Origin of the sequence: Chitinophaga japonensis (assembly GCF_007830125.1) — a bacterium.
Classification (GTDB): Bacteria; Bacteroidota; Bacteroidia; order Chitinophagales; family Chitinophagaceae; genus Chitinophaga; species Chitinophaga japonensis.
This window is the reverse complement of the sequence record NZ_VLLG01000008.1, coordinates 146,172-166,018: the sequence shown is the minus strand read 5'-3', so window position 1 is coordinate 166,018 and position 19,847 is coordinate 146,172. Positions and strand designations below refer to the sequence as shown.

At 49.7% G+C, this 19,847-nt stretch carries 16 protein-coding genes and 1 tRNA gene; 8 read left to right on the top strand and 9 right to left on the bottom strand.

The annotated features are described in order from the left end of the window. Positions 1-14: 14 nt before the first annotated feature. The 3 genes from LX66_RS27675 to LX66_RS27665 all read right to left on the bottom strand — a co-directional run bounded on the left by LX66_RS27675 (position 15) and on the right by LX66_RS27665 (position 6,876). Positions 15-2,003 carry a hypothetical protein gene (locus LX66_RS27675; RefSeq protein WP_158642785.1) on the bottom strand — a complete coding sequence of 663 codons (1,989 nt, stop codon included), beginning with the start codon at positions 2,001-2,003 and terminating at the stop codon, positions 15-17. Positions 2,004-2,134: 131 nt separating this feature from the next. Next, positions 2,135-3,766, bottom strand: a complete 1,632-nt coding sequence (locus LX66_RS27670; RefSeq protein WP_145719579.1) for an autotransporter outer membrane beta-barrel domain-containing protein — start codon at positions 3,764-3,766, stop codon at positions 2,135-2,137. Between the two features lie 575 nt (positions 3,767-4,341). Further along, entirely contained in the window at positions 4,342-6,876 is a 2,535-nt protein-coding gene (locus LX66_RS27665; RefSeq protein ID WP_145719577.1) for an ATP-dependent Clp protease ATP-binding subunit, read from the bottom strand. Between the two features lie 218 nt (positions 6,877-7,094). On the opposite strand from LX66_RS27665, the gene LX66_RS27660 reads away from it, so the two are divergent. Both LX66_RS27660 and LX66_RS27655 read left to right on the top strand, forming a co-directional pair. Further along, positions 7,095-7,490, top strand: coding sequence for an STAS domain-containing protein (locus LX66_RS27660; RefSeq protein WP_145719575.1), 396 nt, complete (start codon positions 7,095-7,097; stop codon positions 7,488-7,490). 140 nt (positions 7,491-7,630) lie between these two features. Next, a complete protein-coding gene (locus tag LX66_RS27655; RefSeq protein WP_145719574.1) occupies positions 7,631-8,539 on the top strand; it encodes a ribonuclease Z in 909 nt (302 codons plus the stop codon). A 133-nt stretch (positions 8,540-8,672) separates the two neighbouring features. Here LX66_RS27655 and dapA read toward each other — a convergent pair whose 3' ends face one another. Beyond that, complete coding sequence (gene dapA / locus LX66_RS27650) at positions 8,673-9,551, bottom strand: 4-hydroxy-tetrahydrodipicolinate synthase (RefSeq protein ID WP_145719572.1); 879 nt, start codon at positions 9,549-9,551, stop codon at positions 8,673-8,675. Positions 9,552-9,616: 65 nt separating this feature from the next. Further along, positions 9,617-10,570, bottom strand: a complete 954-nt coding sequence (locus tag LX66_RS27645) for an acetyl-CoA carboxylase carboxyltransferase subunit alpha (RefSeq protein WP_145719570.1) — start codon at positions 10,568-10,570, stop codon at positions 9,617-9,619. 145 nt (positions 10,571-10,715) lie between these two features. Between LX66_RS27645 and LX66_RS27640 the strand changes: the two genes are divergently transcribed. The 5 genes from LX66_RS27640 (at position 10,716) to LX66_RS27620 (ending at position 14,147) form a co-directional block, all read left to right on the top strand. Continuing rightward, a tRNA-Asp gene (locus tag LX66_RS27640) sits at positions 10,716-10,789 on the top strand. 376 nt (positions 10,790-11,165) lie between these two features. Further along, entirely contained in the window at positions 11,166-11,546 is a 381-nt protein-coding gene (locus LX66_RS27635) for a hypothetical protein (RefSeq protein WP_145719569.1), read from the top strand. Between the two features lie 11 nt (positions 11,547-11,557). Next, positions 11,558-12,319 (top strand): hypothetical protein, encoded by a 762-nt coding sequence (locus tag LX66_RS27630; protein ID WP_145719567.1) that lies wholly within the window; start codon positions 11,558-11,560, stop codon positions 12,317-12,319. 276 nt (positions 12,320-12,595) lie between these two features. Next, on the top strand, positions 12,596-13,684 hold the full coding sequence (locus tag LX66_RS27625; RefSeq protein WP_145719566.1) for an acyltransferase family protein: 1,089 nt from the start codon (positions 12,596-12,598) through the stop codon (positions 13,682-13,684). Between the two features lie 130 nt (positions 13,685-13,814). Next, positions 13,815-14,147 (top strand): hypothetical protein, encoded by a 333-nt coding sequence (locus LX66_RS27620; RefSeq protein ID WP_145719564.1) that lies wholly within the window; start codon positions 13,815-13,817, stop codon positions 14,145-14,147. A 33-nt stretch (positions 14,148-14,180) separates the two neighbouring features. Here LX66_RS27620 and LX66_RS27615 read toward each other — a convergent pair whose 3' ends face one another. Beyond that, complete coding sequence (locus tag LX66_RS27615) at positions 14,181-14,771, bottom strand: hypothetical protein (RefSeq protein ID WP_145719562.1); 591 nt, start codon at positions 14,769-14,771, stop codon at positions 14,181-14,183. Between the two features lie 520 nt (positions 14,772-15,291). Here LX66_RS27615 and LX66_RS27610 point away from each other — a divergent pair. Further along, positions 15,292-15,774 carry a hypothetical protein gene (locus LX66_RS27610; RefSeq protein WP_145719560.1) on the top strand — a complete coding sequence of 161 codons (483 nt, stop codon included), beginning with the start codon at positions 15,292-15,294 and terminating at the stop codon, positions 15,772-15,774. A gap of 36 nt (positions 15,775-15,810) precedes the next feature. Here the strand turns inward: LX66_RS27610 and LX66_RS27605 are convergent, their stop codons facing one another. Genes LX66_RS27605 through LX66_RS27595 form a run of 3 tightly spaced genes read right to left on the bottom strand, consistent with a single transcriptional unit; the run spans position 15,811 to position 19,819 of the window. Then, positions 15,811-16,884 carry an SGNH/GDSL hydrolase family protein gene (locus tag LX66_RS27605; RefSeq protein WP_158642783.1) on the bottom strand — a complete coding sequence of 358 codons (1,074 nt, stop codon included), beginning with the start codon at positions 16,882-16,884 and terminating at the stop codon, positions 15,811-15,813. Positions 16,885-16,919: 35 nt separating this feature from the next. Beyond that, the gene (locus LX66_RS27600) at positions 16,920-17,765 is read right to left on the bottom strand and encodes an exodeoxyribonuclease III (protein WP_262713232.1); all 846 of its coding nucleotides are present in this window, start codon (positions 17,763-17,765) and stop codon (positions 16,920-16,922) included. A 38-nt stretch (positions 17,766-17,803) separates the two neighbouring features. Next, the gene (locus LX66_RS27595) at positions 17,804-19,819 is read right to left on the bottom strand and encodes a phosphodiester glycosidase family protein (protein ID WP_145719554.1); all 2,016 of its coding nucleotides are present in this window, start codon (positions 19,817-19,819) and stop codon (positions 17,804-17,806) included. Positions 19,820-19,847 lie beyond the last annotated feature (28 nt).

The window sequence follows — 19,847 nt, the reverse complement described above, 5'->3', positions numbered from 1 at the left end:
TGCTAAACCATTCTTTAATAGTTGTCAGAGATAATATACCAGGTGTTAACACCGTCTGACTGGAACTTCATAGCACGGCCCTGGTTGCTGATAGTGTGGTAGCCACCGCTGCTGCCTTCCACCGTTGAGCCGGTAGCGTTCACCCTTGCAGTGCCGTTGGACCTTTTTACAATATAGATACGGCCTTCGCAGGTGGCGGCGTCCGGTAAGGTGATGGTAACAGTTCCGCCGTTGTTAGTGCAGATGATCGTGTAATCATTGGCGGTAGCTGCATAGTTGCTGTTCGTTGTCCGGATGGGCAGAGACAAGGAGCCCGCCACCTGCAAGGTGCTGTTAGGCGTAGCTCCTGCCACGTTAACACCTACCTTGCCGCTCTGCATGCGCATGAATTCTGTAAATGATCCATCGCCATAATAATAGCTCTTGAAAACGATCGGCTCATCACCATCATCGCCTATTACAAACTCCAGGCTGCCATTGTTATTGGCGCCGGCAGCGCCCAGCTCAAAAAAGTCGGTGCCGGCGGAGGCGCCTTTGAGACGGAAGTTCCCATTGGCATCCGTGAACATTTTTGGTTTGTAGAACTGTACGGTGGCCGGCACGTCAAACTGCAGGGCGGAGCTCAGCAAGGTCACTTTTTCATTATCGTCCGTATAGTCGGGGTAGTTCTGCGTGAGGCCCAGGGTTTGCCTGCGGCCAAATTCCAGGTAGGGCTGGTTGTTGGACCTGATCACCATTTTCCGGTCGTCGATCGTGCCCAGGAACTGGGTACTGGCATCTACGTTCGCATTACCGGTGATCAGCCAGTTGTTGGCCGCCGCATTGGCCATTACGATCACGTCCCCGTCATTGTTAATGGACAGTACTTTGCTGCCGGAGGTTTGCGGGGTGGCGGTTCCCAGGTCTCTCAGCCGCAGCCCGGACAAGCCCGATGCCGCAACCGTGCCGCCTATCTCCAGTTTGTTGTTTGGCGTGTTGACGCCTATGCCCAGGCGCTTGTTGGTATTGTCCCAGAAAAGATTGGCAGCATCCTGCCTTACTTCGGTATTGGCATCGGAAGTTTTACCAGCGAAAATGAGCCCGCCGTCTGTAAAAGCATTGTCACCATGCGTAGTCACCACCTTGTACCAGGGATTGCCGGCATCAGGCGTCAGCGGGGCGGTGTTGCCGTTCCATTCCCTTAATGCCAGGTTATTCTTGTCGAAATAAAGCTGCGTGGTGTAAGTACCGTTTTGAAACGCCAGCACGCTCCACGCATGAGCAGAAGTATTGAGCGGGCCGTTCTGCACCGTACCGCTGGCAGGGCCGGCCCAGATCTTCATCCTGTATTTGGGATCGGGCGCATCTGCATTACGGATGTCATTGGTAGCAAGTGTGCCATAGGATGCGCCGCCGTCAATATCCGGAGCGGGCAGCCACAGGCCCCTGGAAGGGCTCCATTTCAACACGTCGCCGTCAGCAGGCACGGAGTCCAGTATGCTCCGGCCCTGCACCCTGGAAGCGTTCCAGACAGGCAGGGCGCTATCCGCATACAGTATGCCGGAAGCATTCAATTTTAAAGAACTGTTCAGGGACAGTTCCTCTGCACTGCCGTTGCCGGCGCTGTACCTGCCCAGCAGCCTTTGCGAATTGATGTTCTGCAGCTTGGCAAAAGTAACCGCCTGGTTATTGATGGTAGCGGGCACGGTGCCGGTGCCGGTACCGCTCAGATCACCACCTAGTGTGACCGTGCCGTTGCCGGTGCCCGTATTCACTTTCACCCATTTCCCCCCGGCTCGTACCCGGAGGCTGCTGTCGGGCGTAAAATAGATGATGGTGCCGTCTGCAGCGGCCGAAATGGGCGAGGTAGCGCTGGTATCGCTGATACGCGTTAATAATAATCCCTGCGTGGTGCTTTCCAGTTCAAGCAGGGCGGATTTCTGGATCACGGTGGGATTGTTACCCAGCTTTAGCTGCTGCGCCTGCAACGCTGCTGACATACCTGCCAGCAGCACAGCGAGCATACAAATACGGATGGGTAGCTTTATATTCATCACAGGATATATGGATAAGTCAGGTTACGGGACACAGATCGTAAAAGTTGTTACGCAAGAATGGCTGCATGCCATCCCTGCGTAACTGTCAAAGCACTCTTTTATTTCTTGATGATATACCAGTTGGTACCATCCGTTTGCAGTGTTACAAAGGTCCAATCGTTGTAGATGGGGTAGCTGGCGCCACCTTCGATCTGGCCGGCAGCGGGCACAATAGTAACCGCATTGTCCAGGCCACCGCCAATTTTCTTGATGGTGTAGATACGGCCCCGGATACCGGCAGCAGCGGGCAGGGTGATGGTTACCGGTGCGGCAGGATTTACCAGCACGGTATTATCTGCTACCGTCATGGCATAGTCGGTGTTCACGGTGGTAATGGCCATGGCCAGGGAACCTTCTACCTGCAGGGTAGAGTTAGGCTTTGCCACGCCGCCTACCATTACGGAGTCCCTGTATTCCTTGGCGCCGGCAAAAGCCTGCTCCCCGGTAGTTACGGCACCGCGGGCGCCTACGGCAGCATCCGGTATATTCAGGGTAATGACATTGGCAGTGGTGGTGCTGTCCCAGTTTACATCCGTGCCGGTGGTGCCTGTTTCCAGGCTAATATCAGGGCCTGTTTGCCCGCCCAGGTGCTGTATAGCGCCTTCAAAAGCAGCGGGGTTCAGTGTTTTCTTCAGCACCTCGCCGGTAGCAGTGCGGATCAGTACATCATTCTCAGCAGTGGCTGCATCGGTCAGCGCGTTGGTGATGGTGAAGGTACCGTCCAGCGTGGCAGCGCCGGATACGTTCAGGTTATTGGTTACAGCCAGGTTGTTACCGGCTACCAGGTCATCCTGGAAGGTTTTGGCGCCACCGAAGGTCTGTGCGCCGGTAGATACGGCGCCCGGGTTGGTGGCGTCTGCTGCATGCAGCACCAGGGAACCCTGTGCGCCAGTGTTATCAAGTGACAGGCCGGTAGCTACGGGGGTAATATCGAAGGTGCCGATCACGATCTCCTTCTGGGCATTGTTGATCCTATCCCAGTCGGCCTGCGTTAATAAACCGTTGGTTTTGGTACCATCCTGCACCGGTACATTAAAGGTGTGCGTGCTGCCGGCGGAAGTGATGTTGAAATCATTACCGGCGGTGCCCGTAGCAAAAGTCTGGGTGGCAGCCGTTAATCCATTCACTTCGGAAATGGCGTTGGTAAAGGCGGCGGCGGACATGGTACGGCGCATTACAGAGCCGCCCGCGCCCAGCACCAGCACTTCCAGGTCGGTGGCTGCGCCGGTGTTCACCTGCTTCAGCTCCACGTTACCCGCGGTGGTGACATGAATGGCTTCCATGTTATTAGCGCGGATAGACAGGGCTGCGTTGTCGCTGGTACCGATAAAATTATTTGTCGGATTGGTACCATCGTTGCCGGTCAGGCCCCAGTTGCTTGCAGCAGCGGCCGCATTGGCCAGCCTTTCCCAGTGGCCGCCCCTTCTTACGTACAGGCCATTGTTGGGCGCCAGGGACAGGTAGATGATCATACCATCCGGGGGAGCCGGGGTAATTGCATTGATCGCTACAGTGTCTGTAAGGCGGGGCAGCAAGAGGCCCTGCCGGTCGGATTCCAGTTCCAGTACAGCAGATCGCTGTATATTGGTTGGATTGTTACCCACTTTAAGCTGGGCTTTCAAGGTTACGGAGCATAAGGCCAGACAGCCGGCCAGCAGCAGCTTCGCTGCAATGCGTAAACATTTGTTCATGGTATAAGGATAGTTATCAGTCTAATAAATTATTTACTCCAATAGATTATTGTTCTGTCATGCATGTTTGGGATAAGCCAATACAAAGCAGGCGCGCATAAAGCACATATGCCGGTATTGTTTCACTGTTTGTCCCCCCAAGGTAGTTGTATTCGGTGCTGCAGATATCATGCAGGCATAGGTACCCTCTTGTGCAGGCGGCTGTACAGGAGTTATACATCATATACACCAATAAATTAATTGATATATACAATAATTATCATATCGCAAAAATGATACATTTAATTAGCAGAAAAAATGGTACTATGGTACTATTTTAAGTAAGTACCCCGCTTTTTGTAACCGTATATATTATATGTGTTAACCGGCAGATAGAACAGGGTAAATGGGTGAAGTGACTGATTTTGAGACCAGATCAGGCTTTTGACCGCCTGTAATGGCAGGGAGCTGCGCCCGGAATGCTAACACATTCATGTTATACCCTTCTGGTGGACACTACTAAAAAAAGTAAGTCCCGGCTGTAATATACGGCCGGGACTCTTTAAAATACGATGTATGAAGTATGATGTACTTACTTATGCTTCCGATTTTTCGGATTTGTTGCTTTTGGGCTGATTCCTGATCGTGAATATCAGCTTCTGGTTCTCCTTGTCCAGGTCGGCTACCAGGATGTCTCCGTTATGGATATTCATATTCAGGATCTCTTCCGCCAGCGGATCTTCCAGGTATTTCTGGATCGCCCTGTGCAGGGGCCTTGCGCCGAACTGCTGGTCGTAACCTTTCTCCGCCAGGAAGCCTTTGGCCTCGTCTGTCAGTTCCAGGCTGAAGCCCAGGTTGTTCAGGCGTTTCAGCACGCTCTTCATGGTGATATCGATGATCACGTAGATATGCTCTTTCGTGAGGGAGTTGAATATCACCACATCGTCTATACGGTTCAGGAACTCAGGGGAGAAGGTCCGCTTCAGTGATTTTTCGATCACGGCTTTGGTATTGTCCTCTTCGTTCATAGCCTTTGCACCGGTGGTAAAGCCTACGCCTGCACCAAAATCTTTCAGTTGGCGCACCCCGATGTTGGAGGTCATGATGATCAGCGTGTTCTTGAAATCCACCTTGCGGCCCAGGCCATCGGTGAGTATACCATCATCCAGCACCTGGAGCAGGATGTTATAGATGTCCGGGTGGGCTTTTTCGATCTCGTCCAGCAGGATCACGGAGTACGGTTTGCGGCGTACTTTTTCCGTGAGCTGGCCGCCTTCTTCATATCCCACGTATCCCGGAGGCGCACCGATCAGGCGGCTTACGGAGAATTTCTCCATGTATTCGCTCATGTCTATGCGGATCAGGGAATCTTCGGAATCGAACATGTAGCGGGCCAGGGCTTTTGCCAGCTCTGTTTTACCCACACCGGTGGGGCCCAGGAAGATGAAGGTACCGATGGGCTTCTTCGGGTCTTTCAACCCTACCCTGTTACGCTGTATGGCTTTGGTCACCTTGGAGATGGCCTCGTCCTGTCCTACTACGGCGCCTTTCAGGTCTTCGCCCATGCGGCGCAGCTTTTCGGATTCGGCCTGCACCATGCGCTTTACGGGAATGCCGGTCATCATGCTCACTACTTCGGCGATGGCTTCTTCATCGATCGGGTAGCGTTTGTGCTTCACTTCTTCTTCCCAAACGGCTTTGGCGCGTTCCAGGTCCTCGCCCAGCTTCTTTTCGGTATCGCGGAGCGCCGCGGCTTCTTCAAAGCGCTGGCTTTTCACGACCTTATTTTTTTCCTGCTTGATATCCTCTATCTGTTTTTCCAGGTCGAGGATGTTCTGCGGTACATTGATATTCTTGAGGTGCACGCGGGCGCCTACTTCATCCAGCACGTCTATGGCCTTGTCCGGCAACAGGCGGTCTGTCATGTAGCGGTCGCTCAGTTTCACACATGCATCAATCGCCTCTTCTGCGTAGCTCACATTGTGATACTCTTCATACCTGGGTTTGATATTGTTGAGTATCTGTATGGTTTCTTCCACAGTGGGGGGATCTACCATCACTTTCTGGAAACGGCGGTCCAGCGCGCCATCCTTCTCGATGTACATGCGGTACTCGTCGAGGGTGGAAGCACCAATGCATTGCAGCTCGCCGCGGGCCAGGGCCGGTTTGAATATGTTGGAAGCGTCCAGGGAACCTGAAGCGCCGCCAGCACCCACGATGGTGTGGATCTCGTCAATAAACAGGATCACGTCGCGGTTCTTTTCCAGCTCGTTCATGATGGCCTTCATCCTTTCCTCGAACTGGCCACGGTACTTGGTACCGGCCACCAGTGCGGCGAGGTCCAGGCTTACCACGCGTTTGTCGAACAATACGCGGGATACCTTGCGCTGTACGATGCGCAGGGCCAGGCCTTCCACGATGGCGGTTTTACCCACACCGGGCTCGCCGATCAGGATCGGGTTGTTCTTTTTGCGGCGGGAGAGTATCTGGGATACCCTTTCAATCTCCTGCTCGCGGCCAACAATCGGATCTAAGCTGCCACTCTCGGCCAGCTTGGTAATGTCCCTTCCGAAGTTATCCAACACGGGGGTTTTGGACTTGGTATTGGTCTGCTTGCTTTTGGAAGCAAAGCTTTTCCTTTCGTCCTCAAATTCTTCTTCTCCCGGATCATCAAACTCGGCTTTGGGATCTGCGGACTTTACAAAGCCCAATTCGTTTTTAAAAGTATCGTAGTCCACGTCAAACTGTTGTAAGATTTGTGTACAAACGTTTTCTTTATTCTTGAGGATAGACAGCATCAGGTGCTCCGTTTCCACGGTAGGGCTTTTCAGCGCCTTTGCCTCGAGTACGGTGACCCTGATGACTTTTTCTGCCTGCCTTGTAAGTGGAAGACTATTGATATTGGCTATATTCTTTCCGGTCTTGTCTTTTACGGCCAACTCAACCTCTTTGCGCAATTCATAGAGGTCCACGTTCAACGCCTGCAGAATTTTTACTGCGGTGCCTTCACCCTCACGAATAATACCCAGCAGCAGGTGTTCTGTGCCTATGAAATCATTTCCCAAGCGTAAAGCCTCCTCCCTGCTAAATGAAATGATCTCCTTTACTTGCGGTGAAAAATTCTGGTCCATTGTGAGATTATTGAAATTAATAAAACCCTTACGGGGGCTTGCTTATACAATATTAGCAAATAATTTTGATTCTTTTGTTCTAACACGTTAATAGTATAAGATTTACTTTTGTAAGGCGTGTTAACAGGAAAGGCTGTGATAATACTTACGGAGAAAGCGATCGGAAAGTTGCCGCCTCTTACAGCATTTCTGCAGGGTATCCCTGATTTATTCACTAAATGTACAAAACAAGATCCGGGCAGATGAGGTTCAAAATTGATACCAAAGAAAAAATTGTGATTTTACGACCTGAAATCACCACGTTGGATGCTAATTTGTCAGAAGATTTCCAGGCTTCCATCACTGCATTACCGGAGCGGAGCAACCGGAATCTTATACTGGACCTGGCATTGGTGCAAAACGTGGACCAGTCCGGCGCACAGGCCATTTTAACAGTGTACCGGCAACAGTATGACAGCCAGCTCTCCTGCGCCATTACCGGTCTTAACAACACTTTAACACAAGCACTGCGTGCAGCCGGCGATGATACGGAGCTGAACATTACTCCTACCCTCTCCGAAGCCATAGACATTGTAATGATGGAGGACCTGGAAAGGGAACTCCTTGGAGAATAATATGGGAAATTCCAAAATCCAGATCCCAAATTCCAAAAAGCAGGCAGGCCTCAATAACACGAAACCGTTCCGCTTAGCCAGGTGACGGCGACCGGTTTGGTATCTGGATTTTGGGATTTGGAATTTGTTATTTTCGTTTCATGTTTGCAGTCACCATTTTAGGCAATAATTCCGCTATCCCTACGGCGGAACGGCATCCCACCTCCCAGGTGGTTACTTCCTATGACCAGCTCCTGATGATCGACTGCGGGGAAGGCACCCAGGTACAGATGACGCGCTTCAAGATCCGGCGCAGCCGGATACGGCATATTTTTATCAGCCACCTGCACGGGGACCATTATTTCGGGCTGATAGGGCTGCTGAACAGCCTGAGCCTGCTGGGCCGTACCGAGCCCCTGACCGTTTACGCCCCACCGGAGTTGGAGCAGATCCTGCAGTTGCAGTTGGACTGCGCCGCCACCCAGTTGAAATTCGCCCTTCATTTTGTGGCCCTGCGCGGGGAAGCCGCGGGGGTGATCCTGGAGGAAAAAGACCTGGAGGTGAGCTTTTTCCCGGTAAAGCACCGCATCCCCTGCTTCGGCTTCGTGTTTGAGCAGCAAAAGAAGAAAAGGAAGATCATCCCGGAACAGGCACAGGCCTATAAAATACCCGCCGCCTTCTACTCCCGCCTGCAGGAAGGGGCTGATTATCAACGGAAAGACGGGCTGCTGGTGAAGAACAACTGGGTAACCCTGCCCCCGCCCAAAGGCAAAAAATACGTGTACTGCGCAGATACTATCTATGACGAGTCCCTGGTACCCCGGCTGGAGGGAGCGGACCTGGTATACCATGAGACCACTTACCTGCACGGCCTGGCGGAGCGGGCAGCGGAGCGCTACCACAGCACCTCCGTACAGGCAGCCACCCTGGCCGCCAGGGCGGGCGCCCAACGCCTGCTGATCGGGCATTTTTCCTCCAAGTACACGGAACTGGCCCCCTTCCTGGAAGAATGCCGCCCGGTGTTTCCCAACACGGAACTGTCCGTAGAGGGCGCTACCTACCTGATCTGATGGCGGCGCACCAGGACCTTACCAGGAGTTAACCGGGAAAATATCACTGTTTACAGAGGGAAATAATGGGGAAACAGGGAGAAGAAAGGGCATGCCATCCACCTGCAGGCAGGCGGACGGCATACCACGTCAGTTACTTATACTTATCAAGAAAGGCTTTTATTTTGGCATCCAGCTCTTTGCTGACCGGCGTTACCGGGAGGCGGAAAACGTTCTCTACAATGCCGGCATGGGACAGGAATGCCTTGATGCCGCCGGGATTATTTTCAGCGAACATCAGGTCAAACGCTTCCAGCATCTTGTAATGCAGTTGACGTGCTGCAGGGAAGTTGTTCACGATGGCTGCCTGCACCATGGCGGCAAAGTCGGCTGCAAAATAATTGGCCGCCACGGATATCACCCCGTCCATACCGCAGGCCAACTGGGGCATGGCAATGGCATCGTCGCCGCTGATCACCAGGAAGCCGTCCGGCTTGTCCTTAATGATCTGCATGCACTGCGCCATATCGCCGCTGGCTTCCTTCATGGCAACGATGTTCTCCACTTCATGCGCCAGGCGCAGGGTGGTAGCCGCCGTCATGTTACGGCCGGTACGGCCCGGCACATTATAGAGGATGACCGGCCTGGGAGAGGCTTCGGCAATGGCCTTATAATGCAGGAAAATGCCTTCCTGGCTGGGTTTGCTGTAATAGGGCGCTACGCTGAGCACCGCAGCGGCCTGGTCCAGCGGGCAGGTTTCCAGGCGCTTGACCACGTCCCGGGTATTGTAGTCGCCAATACCTACCACGACGGGCACGCGCTGCTTTACCTTTTCGAAGGTGAACTTTATCAGGTCGAGCTTCTCCTCTGCGGAGAGGGTAGGTGTTTCGCCAGTGGTGCCCAGTGACACCACGTAATTGACCCCGCCGTTAATCACATGATCAATCAATTTTTCCAAAGCATTCCAGTCAATGCTTTCATCTGCTTTGAACGGTGTAACCAGCGCCACACCTGTTCCTCTTAACTGTTCCATGAAGTATTAATAAGCCAAAAAAGTCTGCAAATATTAGCATTTGGCCCGGTATCTTTAAATATTTTTTACTGCTCGTCGTAAAAGCCCATGCGGCTGAACTTGTCGATGCGCTGTTCTATGCGCACATCGGGATCGATCTGCTTCAGCTCCGCCAGTGTTTCCTTGATCCTGGCCTTGAGGATCACGGCCATTTCTTCGGGGTTTACGTGGGCGCCGCCCAGCGGTTCCTTGATGATCCCGTCTACGAGTCCGAAGCGGCTCATGTGCTCGGAGGTGAGCTTCAGCTCTTCGGCAGCCTTTTCCTTGAAGTTCCAGGTACGCCAGAGGATGGTGGAGCAGTTTTCCGGGGAGATCACCGTATACCAGCTATTCTCCAGCATGAACACGCGGTCGCCGATACCGATGCCGAGCGCGCCACCTGAGGCGCCTTCGCCGATGATGATGCAGATCACGGGTACGCGCAGCTTTACCATTTCAAAGAGATTGCGGGCGATGGCCTCGCCCTGTCCCCTTTCTTCTGCTTCCAGGCCGGGAAAGGCGCCGGGAGTATCTATGAGGGTAACGATCGGTTTGTTGAACTTTTCCGCCAGCTTCATCAGGCGGAGGGCCTTGCGGTAACCTTCGGGATTGGCCATGCCGAAATTGCGTATCTGGCGCATTTTGGTGTTGACCCCTTTCTGCTGACCGATGAACATCACGGTTTCGCCGTCAAGGTCGGCGAAGCCGCCTACCATGGCTTTATCGTCCTTTACATTCCTGTCGCCGTGCAACTCGAGGAAGCTGGTGCACATTTGCTCGATATAAGCGAGGGTATAAGGCCTGTCGGGATGCCTGCTGAGCTGTACGCGCTGCCAGCTAGTGAGGTGGTCATAGATATCCTGGCGGGTAGCTACGATCTTTTGTTCATATTCCCTGACCGTGGCGGAAACGTCCACACCAGACTTCTGGCCATTTTCTTTCAGCTTCTCCAACTGCTCATACAGGTCTGCAACAGGTTTTTCGAAATCCAGGAATTGCATAAATAGATTTAAAATTGGTTAAAGAACGGTGTAAAGATAAAGCTCTAAATTTTTTTTAAAAAAGATTTGCAAGTTTGGAGTTTTTGTCGCTATCTTTGCAATCCCAAAACGGAACAGACCTCACGGTTCTGCGAAGTTACGAGGAGGATTGGTAGTTCAGTTGGTTAGAATGCCGCCCTGTCACGGCGGAGGTCGCGGGTTCGAGTCCCGTCCAGTCCGCAACTTAGAACTGATACAGAATTAAAGCCGCATAGATCGCAAGATTTGTGCGGTTTTTGCTTTTTGGGGGTGGTAAGGTAAGGGATCAACTTAAAAAGTTGGAGGATTGTAGATGAAAAATAAGATTTTTGCGGTCCAACAATAGACAGCACCTTGGACCCACAGTATCAAGCTTACTGATATCTCCCCAAACAGCAACAAACAAGCACAAGCAATTGTTTCCCGCAATTTTCCTGAACACTTCTTTTCCGCTAAAAATTATTTATTCAACGAAATCAGATATATTTCCCTTGTAAAGATGATATTCTGGAAATTTTTTCCTGCTAAATTGGATTTTTAGATACTTTAGATAAACCTTATACCTATAGAAATTTATATGAATTATTCTGCTTCCCTTTTTTACCTGGCTATTGGGTTGATCATTATTATACTGATTGATACGGTTGGGGCCATTACCTCCAGGCGGTTTAGTTTCGATTACAGGTATTTAGGCATTCTTTCCCTGGCGTTATATGCAGTTATTGGATACTTTGCTTCCCGGGAAGCGGGAGTAGTACCTGCCATTGTAATAAATGGATTATTGGGATGCTTTGATGGAACTGCCGGCTTTTGGTTATCAATCAGGCTAAAAGCAAATAATGGTTTAAATGCAAAGGAAAGCACCAAACTGTTAGGAGTAAAAACAGCTATGTCCATGACAGCAATAGCAATTGCCTTTGGTTTAGCTGGTTATGGTTTATCGTTTATATTGACATAAAGCGGATATTCATGAGATTATTGCATCTGTTAATACTGCTATCCGTTTCATCACTTGCCTTTAGCCAAAAGAAAGCGCTCCCCATAGCTAACTGGAAAGTCGTCCCCCTTCCAGCGCCGGACACTTTGGAAAAGTACGGGTGGAACCCAACAGACTGGACCATCTTTCTCGAGGATAGTGAAATTTTTGCTACACCTGACCGTAAAATGTTAAATGGAAAGCTACCCTTTAATATCATTCCCAGAAAAAGCGAGAAAAACAAACTATATGGAAGGCGGTCTGTTATAGAAGTTGATGATGGCTACCTGGTTGGGTTTTATAGGGGAGAATGGGGCGGCAATTTATTCTGGTTCTCAAAAAACGGGAAACGGCGATATGAAATCTCGGACCATGAAATTGTTCAATTTATAATACGGGAAAACAGGGTTTATGCAATCGAAGGACTCTCTCATCTTAATATATCAAAGGGAAGCCTGATTGAAATTAAAAAGATTGACAACAAGTGGTCAGCAGTAAATTATGCAGCATTACCAGCAGCACCTGACGGAATTGATTTAGATAGGGAAAATAATTTCATTATTATTACGAGCAGTGACCTTCTATTAGTTGATGCTACAGGTAAAATCAACACCATAGAATCAGATGGCTTTTGGCGGGGATTATATCCAACTTCCATTCTTCTTAAAAACAATTGCGCTTACATAGGAATGCGCGGAGGCATCTTAAAATTTGATTTATCGAGTCACGACAAACAATGGTTAACACCAGATTAAGCCAACGTATTCCCCATCCATATATTTTCCTTTCAGGCAACATATGATCTAATACAGCTTTCGCTATTTAGCACCGACTTCCGTATATAAGGCGCAGTTCAGAATACCCGGGAGCCCCGCGCCTTCTGCCATAGAACTGTGCAGCCCAATCTATAGCTGATAAAAATAAATCCATATTTTGGCAACCGGAATCCGGCATATCAACGCTCATATATATTTATCAAAGTAAGGCTGAACGGCAACACTGCTACCGAAAGGTGATTAAAGAAAAATTGAATGGAAAAACAAAGCACAGTAATTCTAAAAACAAAACAACATTACGATATTCTTGATGGTTTAAGGGGCATTGCAGCCATAGCGGTGGTGATCTTCCATTTTTTGGAAATTGCGTATACCGACTACAGCAAAAATTTCATCGGGCATGGATTTTTAGCGGTTGACTTTTTTTTCTGTCTGTCGGGCTTTGTAATAGGCTATGCCTATGATGACCGTATGAAAAAAATAGGCGGGACAGAATTCTTCAAATCGCGGCTTCTCAGGCTGCACCCTTTGGTTATTTTAGGATCTGTATTAGGCCTGCTGGGCTTTTTATTCGACCCCTACAGCGCAGATCAGCACCTGTATAGCGCAGGCAGTGTGTTGCTCATTTTTCTATGTTCGTTACTATTGATCCCATACCCCGCCATGGAAGAACGGTACCTTAATAATTTCACCTTCAATGCACCGGCCTGGTCTTTATTCTGGGAATATGTAGCCAATATATTATACGCATTAATCTTAGTCAGGATCAGCCGCCGCGTATTGCTTATCCTCACCATATTGTGTGGCGCCCTGATCTGCTTTGTGGGTTACCGGGTGGGTAACTTAATGGGCGGGTGGGGTGGACCCAATTTCTGGGATGGCGGCGCCCGCATTGCCTATTCCTTTTCTGCCGGGTTGCTGGTGTACCGGTCCGGCTGGATCATAAAAAACAGGATGGGCTTTATTGGATTGGCCATATTGCTATCAATGGCTTTCGTTATGCCCTGGTTCAAATGGAACTGGCTGGTAGAATCACTGGTTGTATTGTTCTATTTTCCATTGCTGATTGCTTTAGGAGCGGGCGCCACTTTGTCGCCTGCCTTAAAAAAGACTTGTGTGTTCAGCGGAAAGATATCCTATCCGCTGTATATGACACATTATGCAGCCATCTGGATCTTTGCGCATTACTATAACAAATACAAGCCGGGCACCGAACAACTGGCGCTTATCGTTACCGCCGGCACGATCCTTTTACTCGCGATAGCCTACCTGGCCATGGTATTATATGATGAACCGGTTCGCCGTTACCTGGCTGGAAAAAGGAAAAAACAATTGATTTCTTAAGAGATCAAAAAAACCTACTGCGTTTAGCAATGCTTGGAAAACTAATTTTTTTAGCATAAATTCACTAAAAGTATTGGCTTCATGAGGGAGCGGTTAGCCTGGTTAACAGGATACCCAAAAAAGAACTGTTATGTTGAATTATGCGATCGTAAAAAGCCTTGTTAAAAAACACCTGCAGATACAGGAGCAGATCAACCTTCTGGCCTTTGCCGGCGTACAGGTAGATATGCTGGATCAACTGGACCTGTTTGATATTGCCCTGGATGTAATCGGCTTTCCTAAAGATACCCCTATTAATCCCGATGCAGACGAGCCTCTCACCCATATACCTTTTAGCCGGGACAAATGGGACTTTGCCCTTTATGAGCTGCGGGAACAAGACGTGGACGCCTTTGTTAAGCAACTGTATAAGGAGTATGATGAACTGATACTGGAGCAGCCGCATTTGTTTGTGAGGGAGTAGGCTGGCATCAATTGATGTCTATGCCACTTTGGTCTAATCTGGAATAGATACAACGGCTGTCTTTAAATTAAGCATTGCATGCCTTACTTTTAGCTCTTCATCAAGTTTTGCTTTGCCGTCACTAAATGAAACAATCTCTTTGTCAAAATTCCAAGTGCCTACATAGTTAACTGTATTGGGTTGAACTGAAAATTTAAACTGTTTCAATTCCCCCCCTGTTTGCTGGCCAGCCTGAGCTTTTCGTTTTATGTCTGAAAATGCCATCCCTTTATAAATTGGCTCCGTAAACATTTTCCCTCCATACCACTTGCTTTGCGTCCATACATAATGTAGAATTGCGTAATAGCCGGCCGGAATATGGTATACAAAAATATTCTCCCTGGCAGATTTGAAAGTTGGCTTAACCCTGAAAGAAAACACTTCTTTTGTATCGAAATTAATTAAACGGATATCCTGCGGGAAACCGCCACTACTAAAGCCAAGTCGTTGGATAAAAAGTCCATAAATAATTCCTTGCCCTGATTGAACGGAGTCCCTGTTAGAAACTTCTATAAGCTTTTTTATCGTCTGCCCTTGTATCCCAGAGGAAGAGATAATTAGCAAGGCCATCAAAAACCATTTCATATTTGTTACAAGAGTTGTTTAAAAACTGGCTTTGGATCGGCGTTAATTTCAAGAGTGGTCACCACCGACGTCAGTATCAGTTTATCATCCTTTTCGACAAAAGCTATTGCCGGAATAATACTGGCAAAAATTATCATTGTCATAAATACCCCAACATGTCAGCAATCCAGCAATAAGAACAGTCAGCCCCACCGAAACCCATTTACGTTGGGAATCGCCGGCCGGCAATATCCTGTTTATAAGTTCTTCCATTAAGCCCAATTTACAAATTGAATTTAATTATAATTCTATTTTTAAACAAATGAAAGAAGATAGATTGTTAACTACGTGCCGGATTGGCTAAATTCGCAAACATGACTACACAAATTAAATATTTAGTATCTCTAACATCATACCGGTATTGCCAGGCAGGTAGTTAATTTAAAGAATGAAGAGAAAGTTAAATTAAAGATAAACAGACCTGGGTCGCTACATAGGGCATCACACTCAGATAACTTACGGGAACAAATTTCTTAGTGACATGTATCCAATAACCTTTACATTCTCCATTTTTGCGGATTATCATATGATCTTCCTGCAAGACGCATTGTCAACTGACATATACACCGACGTTGACTGGAGTGATGAATATCTCGCCTCCATGTACTACCCGATAGATAACGGCTTTATTATCGGAACTGCGAGAAACATGGACGTACCCTTAAGCTTGAACATCCATGAAACAAGGCCCGAATTGGACCACCATGCATGGGATCATATAGTTGAATGTAGTATCGGATTGCCTTCAGGTATACTAAGCATCTCCGGAACCACCGATTATATTAAAGACTTTAATAAAATCAACCTTTCCCCGGGTATCTACAACATCCTGATCTGCTATGCAGGTTTAGGAACGATCAGCTATGATGGGCTGGATGGCAATGACGCTTATACCGTACATGCCTGGAAGGGTGATGGTCATTTACCCGGGAGAGTGATAAAGAAATGGGAGCTTCCCGGTTAAACTTCAGCTTATGCAGAAGTGCAATTCACCTGTGCTCTAAAAACCTTTCTCCTCCCTCATCGCTTTCCTTATCACCGGCATCAGCGCATCCGAGATACGGCTAAATCCTAAATCAGTCAGGTGGATACCGTCAATCGTGGCCTCATGGTCATCACCAATCAGTGCTGCCGACCGGATATAATAGATATGCCGGTGCCCTTCCTGCAATAAACGTTCATAGGTTTTCCGGGTCTCCTCATTCTGCTTTTCCACTTTTTGCCCTAGCTGCCGGTCCCAGTACCCATTCTGCCGGAATACCGTTTCCACCAGTATAATGGGAACCGCAGGCTGATGTTCCCGCAGGTATTTTATAAAAGGATAAGCCCGTTCCCGGATAAGGTCCGGTGTGGGATTGGGAATGCAATCCAGCACATAACAATCTGCCGGCACCGTAGCCAGGTAGACAGCCATCGCAGCTTCCATTTTTGCACTGCCGCTGAAGCCCAGGTTAATGACATCATACCCGGTCCTGCGCTGCAGCAGGGCCGGGTAGGCCATGCCCGGCCGGCTGGCCGATGCGCCCTGTACTACACTGGAGCCATATATGACAATGCGTTTATCTTTGTTGATACCGGGTTGTAAGGGAGTCCTTATCAGCGCATCCGATTGTACCCCGATCTGCAATGCTTCCACGCTGTTGTACAAAGGCAGGTAAAGCATGAATTGCTTCATGCTGCTGTCCATATGTTGTATGATCACCTGGTCCTGGTCGGTGCCCCGGGCGGGCCTGGCTACACTGACAAACTGCCATTTGCCTGCCTTCAGGCAATAGAGGTCCAGACCGCTGTGCCCAATGGGCGTCATATTCGGCAGGTACACCTCCCCGGCCAGCTTCCAGCGGACGCGGATGATATTTGAGTTTGTCTCAAACAGCACTGCAATACCTGCGCTGCGCCTGGCAAGGGTGCGGATTACCGCCGGCATGCCACGGGTCTCCGCACTATCCATGCGCTGGTAGGCCTCCCTGGTAGCTTTGGCTTTACCCGTTAGCAGGAGCGATGCAGCATCTGTATAGCGAATACTGTCCTGCGAAAAAGTGGGTGTTGCTGCAAACAGGATCGCGTATAACACAAGCCAACGGCAGCAGGTTTTAACAAGCGGGTACATCATTTTTTTACGTTCAGGTCAAGTAATACGGGATAATGGTCCGAGTAATGATCGGTGAAATCGTCCATCAGCACCCGCGCAGCGGTGATGTGCTTCACAAGATCTTTGCTGACAAATATAAAATCAATCCTCGAGGATACATCCGTGCCGGATCGGGGCTCAAAACGCTTAGGATGTACCGTTTTTACAAATGCGCGTGCTTTCATGCGCACGGCGTCTGTAAACCCGTTATCCAGCAGCTTCCCTATCACGGTGTAATCCAGCTTCCCGTCTGCCAGCTTTTTAATGGGCGCGTATCTTTTCTCATACGCCCTGTAATTGGCCACCATCCGGCCATCACGGTAGTGCGCCGAGTCAGCCGGGGATACCGTATTGAAATCGCCCATCACGATCCATTGCTGACGGGAGGGTTGCGCTTTGATATAAGCCAGCAGCAGGTCCGCTTCCTCCCGCCGCTTGCGGTAATCAAAAGGTGTAAAATGCAGGCATACCACATTCATATTCCCGATACGGGCTATAATAAAACCCCGGTCCATGTTGTCACTTACCTTTTGCACATTCACAATAGGATACCTGGAAGTGATGGCTACGGGATATTTTTCACCTTCTACCAATAACACCGCATAAGGGTGCCCATATTGCCGGGCGAGTGTTTCAAGGGATGCCTGGGTAAATCCCGTCACTTCCTGCAGCGCCAGTATATCAGGTTGCATTTCCTGCAACCAGTTCACAAAGGCCGGTTTGCCGGCTGCCGTATCCAAATGCATCCCTACAAAAATATTATAGCTGATGATCCGCAACCTGTGCTCCTGGCTAAAAACAGGACACAGGTAAAACAATAACATACAGCCAAGCACGCAGCTACGTATCCTGAACATATTTTTTATTTGATTAAGATCCTGAACGTTTCATCCACTTCCCCGGCTGTCACATGAATAAAATACAATCCTGTGCTGAGCTGCGACAAATTGATGTGTTGCGAGCCGCCATTGTATTTTTTATCCAGTATTATACGGCCGGCGACATCCAGCACCTGCAGGCTGAAAGCGGATATGTTGTTGTTTTTGAACTCCACGAAGAGATTCCCGTCACTTGGATTGGGATATACTTTTAATGACTTTTTCACCACTGCACCCGGATCTTTTTCCGCTACCAATGCCACCTGCGCATTCGTACTTCGCGCTGCCTGCATTGCGGCGGGCAGCGTACCGTCGGGGTCCACCATCACATCGTCTACAAAGATAAACCAGGTGGCGGACGTATTGGGCTGGGAGAATTCAATGGCGTTCAGCGTAGCAGCAGCACTGTTGATCACACCATTACCGCCGTTAACGGATGTACCGTTATAATCTGACAGGCTCCATACGTATCGATGCCATTGCCCGTCATTGTCCACCGCCAGTTGCGGTGAAAGCTCCAGGCCATCGCTGTCATTGATCCAGAGCCTTACTTTGGCATTGGTATTGGCGGTAGAGGTTTTCATATAAAAACTGAACGTGCCCGTAGCGCCAAAAGTCACGTTATTCGCCGGCACACCGCTGCCGGATAATACCCTGGCTATCCAATCCTGGCTGGAAGAAGCATTGTCGTATAATTTTACAATCAGCCCCTGGAACCCGCTATGACAGGTAAGCGCATTCGTCACTACCGAAGAGGATGATACGCCCACGGTAGTACCGCTATAGGTAGGGTTCTTATCAAAGTGCCCCACCCCTGTTTCGAACAGATCAAGGGTGATGGAAGAAAGATAAGCCAGCATAGCGCTGGCCAGCGGCCTCGGACCTGCAGCATCGGAGGGTGTATTCCGAAGCCCGTCATTGCCCATCATAGTGGAAGAACCGCCACCATCGAGATTCAGGGCCTGGTAGCAGCCGATATACCGCATGAAATCGGCCAGCGTGGAAAGCGTCATGCCTTCACTTACCCCGGGGTCCCTTCCATCCACGACTACAAAATATACTTTGTCCTGCGCCTGGTTAAAGCCGATCGCTGTCCTGGGCTCGCTGCTGGTGGGTACGGCGCCGCCTTCATCGGCCACACTTGCACTGGAATAATTGGCGCCATCCCGCACCAGGCGGGTCCATCCGCCGGTCAGTTGCTTGATATTGGTGATGCCTGAAGGAGAAGAGAGCACCTGCAGGTCCAGGGATATCACATCATTTACATTGATATTATCCAGGAATGTTTTGGCGGCGCCTGTTCCCCAAAGCACTGCCTGCCCCGAATCGAATGGCATATTGCCGGCGGTTGATTTTGCCAGCACCCGGCAGGAAATGGTAGCGTTGGCGCTCCAGTCCCCGATCCCGCCGACGGGTACAATCCTAACCTCTGTACACCCGGAAGAGGTTCCTGTGGAACCGCCGGTGAAACGGTTGTACAACACCATCTGGCCGGTGCCTCCGGGCCTGTTGATATGCTCAATGGCATAGCTGGCCCCTCCTGCGCTAACGCTGTAGCTTTCATCGAGCTTGGTAATAAAAGGAATATTATCCTCCGTAATGCCAAATACGGTTCTGTTAAGCATAGTATCCCACATGATCTCGCCATCACCGATCATCATATGCCGCGGGTTATACTCCGGGCCGGGACTGGTAAAAAAATCGGAATTGATACCGGCGGTTACATCATGCCGACGGTAGTTATCATGATGGGCATACATCGCGGGAACCGTCTCTTTATCCGCATTGATCACGCTACCGGATCTGACCGCCTGCAATTTAACGGTGGGCTCGGAAAAGCTGATCTCCATTACACAGATCCTTCGTGCAGGCGAGGTGGTCTTGTAGTGGTAGTACCATACACCGGGCGACATTCGCCGGCTGGAGTCCAGGGTATATTGCGCCAGGACGGTCGTGCAAACCAGGGAGCACAGGATAGTTACTGCAACCAGTTTTTTCATTTGGGCATGTATTAAATGAATAAAATGA

Excerpts from the sequence above, each read along its gene's own strand:
- LX66_RS27635 (WP_145719569.1), top strand. The coding sequence starts at position 11,166 with ATGAATTATTCTGCTTCCCTTTTTTACCTGGCTATTGGGTTGATCATT.
- LX66_RS27645 (WP_145719570.1), bottom strand. The coding sequence starts at position 10,570 with ATGCAATTCCTGGATTTCGAAAAACCTGTTGCAGACCTGTATGAGCAG.
- LX66_RS27675 (WP_158642785.1), bottom strand. The coding sequence starts at position 2,003 with ATGCTCGCTGTGCTGCTGGCAGGTATGTCAGCAGCGTTGCAGGCGCAG.
- LX66_RS27620 (WP_145719564.1), top strand. The coding sequence starts at position 13,815 with ATGTTGAATTATGCGATCGTAAAAAGCCTTGTTAAAAAACACCTGCAG.
- LX66_RS27600 (WP_262713232.1), bottom strand. The coding sequence starts at position 17,765 with ATGTTATTGTTTTACCTGTGTCCTGTTTTTAGCCAGGAGCACAGGTTG.
- LX66_RS27615 (WP_145719562.1), bottom strand. The coding sequence starts at position 14,771 with ATGAAATGGTTTTTGATGGCCTTGCTAATTATCTCTTCCTCTGGGATA.
- LX66_RS27625 (WP_145719566.1), top strand. The coding sequence starts at position 12,596 with ATGGAAAAACAAAGCACAGTAATTCTAAAAACAAAACAACATTACGAT.
- LX66_RS27670 (WP_145719579.1), bottom strand. The coding sequence starts at position 3,766 with ATGAACAAATGTTTACGCATTGCAGCGAAGCTGCTGCTGGCCGGCTGT.
- dapA (WP_145719572.1), bottom strand. The coding sequence starts at position 9,551 with ATGGAACAGTTAAGAGGAACAGGTGTGGCGCTGGTTACACCGTTCAAA.
- LX66_RS27610 (WP_145719560.1), top strand. The coding sequence starts at position 15,292 with ATGTATCCAATAACCTTTACATTCTCCATTTTTGCGGATTATCATATG.
- LX66_RS27630 (WP_145719567.1), top strand. The coding sequence starts at position 11,558 with ATGAGATTATTGCATCTGTTAATACTGCTATCCGTTTCATCACTTGCC.
- LX66_RS27595 (WP_145719554.1), bottom strand. The coding sequence starts at position 19,819 with ATGAAAAAACTGGTTGCAGTAACTATCCTGTGCTCCCTGGTTTGCACG.
- LX66_RS27655 (WP_145719574.1), top strand. The coding sequence starts at position 7,631 with ATGTTTGCAGTCACCATTTTAGGCAATAATTCCGCTATCCCTACGGCG.
- LX66_RS27660 (WP_145719575.1), top strand. The coding sequence starts at position 7,095 with ATGTACAAAACAAGATCCGGGCAGATGAGGTTCAAAATTGATACCAAA.
- LX66_RS27665 (WP_145719577.1), bottom strand. The coding sequence starts at position 6,876 with ATGGACCAGAATTTTTCACCGCAAGTAAAGGAGATCATTTCATTTAGC.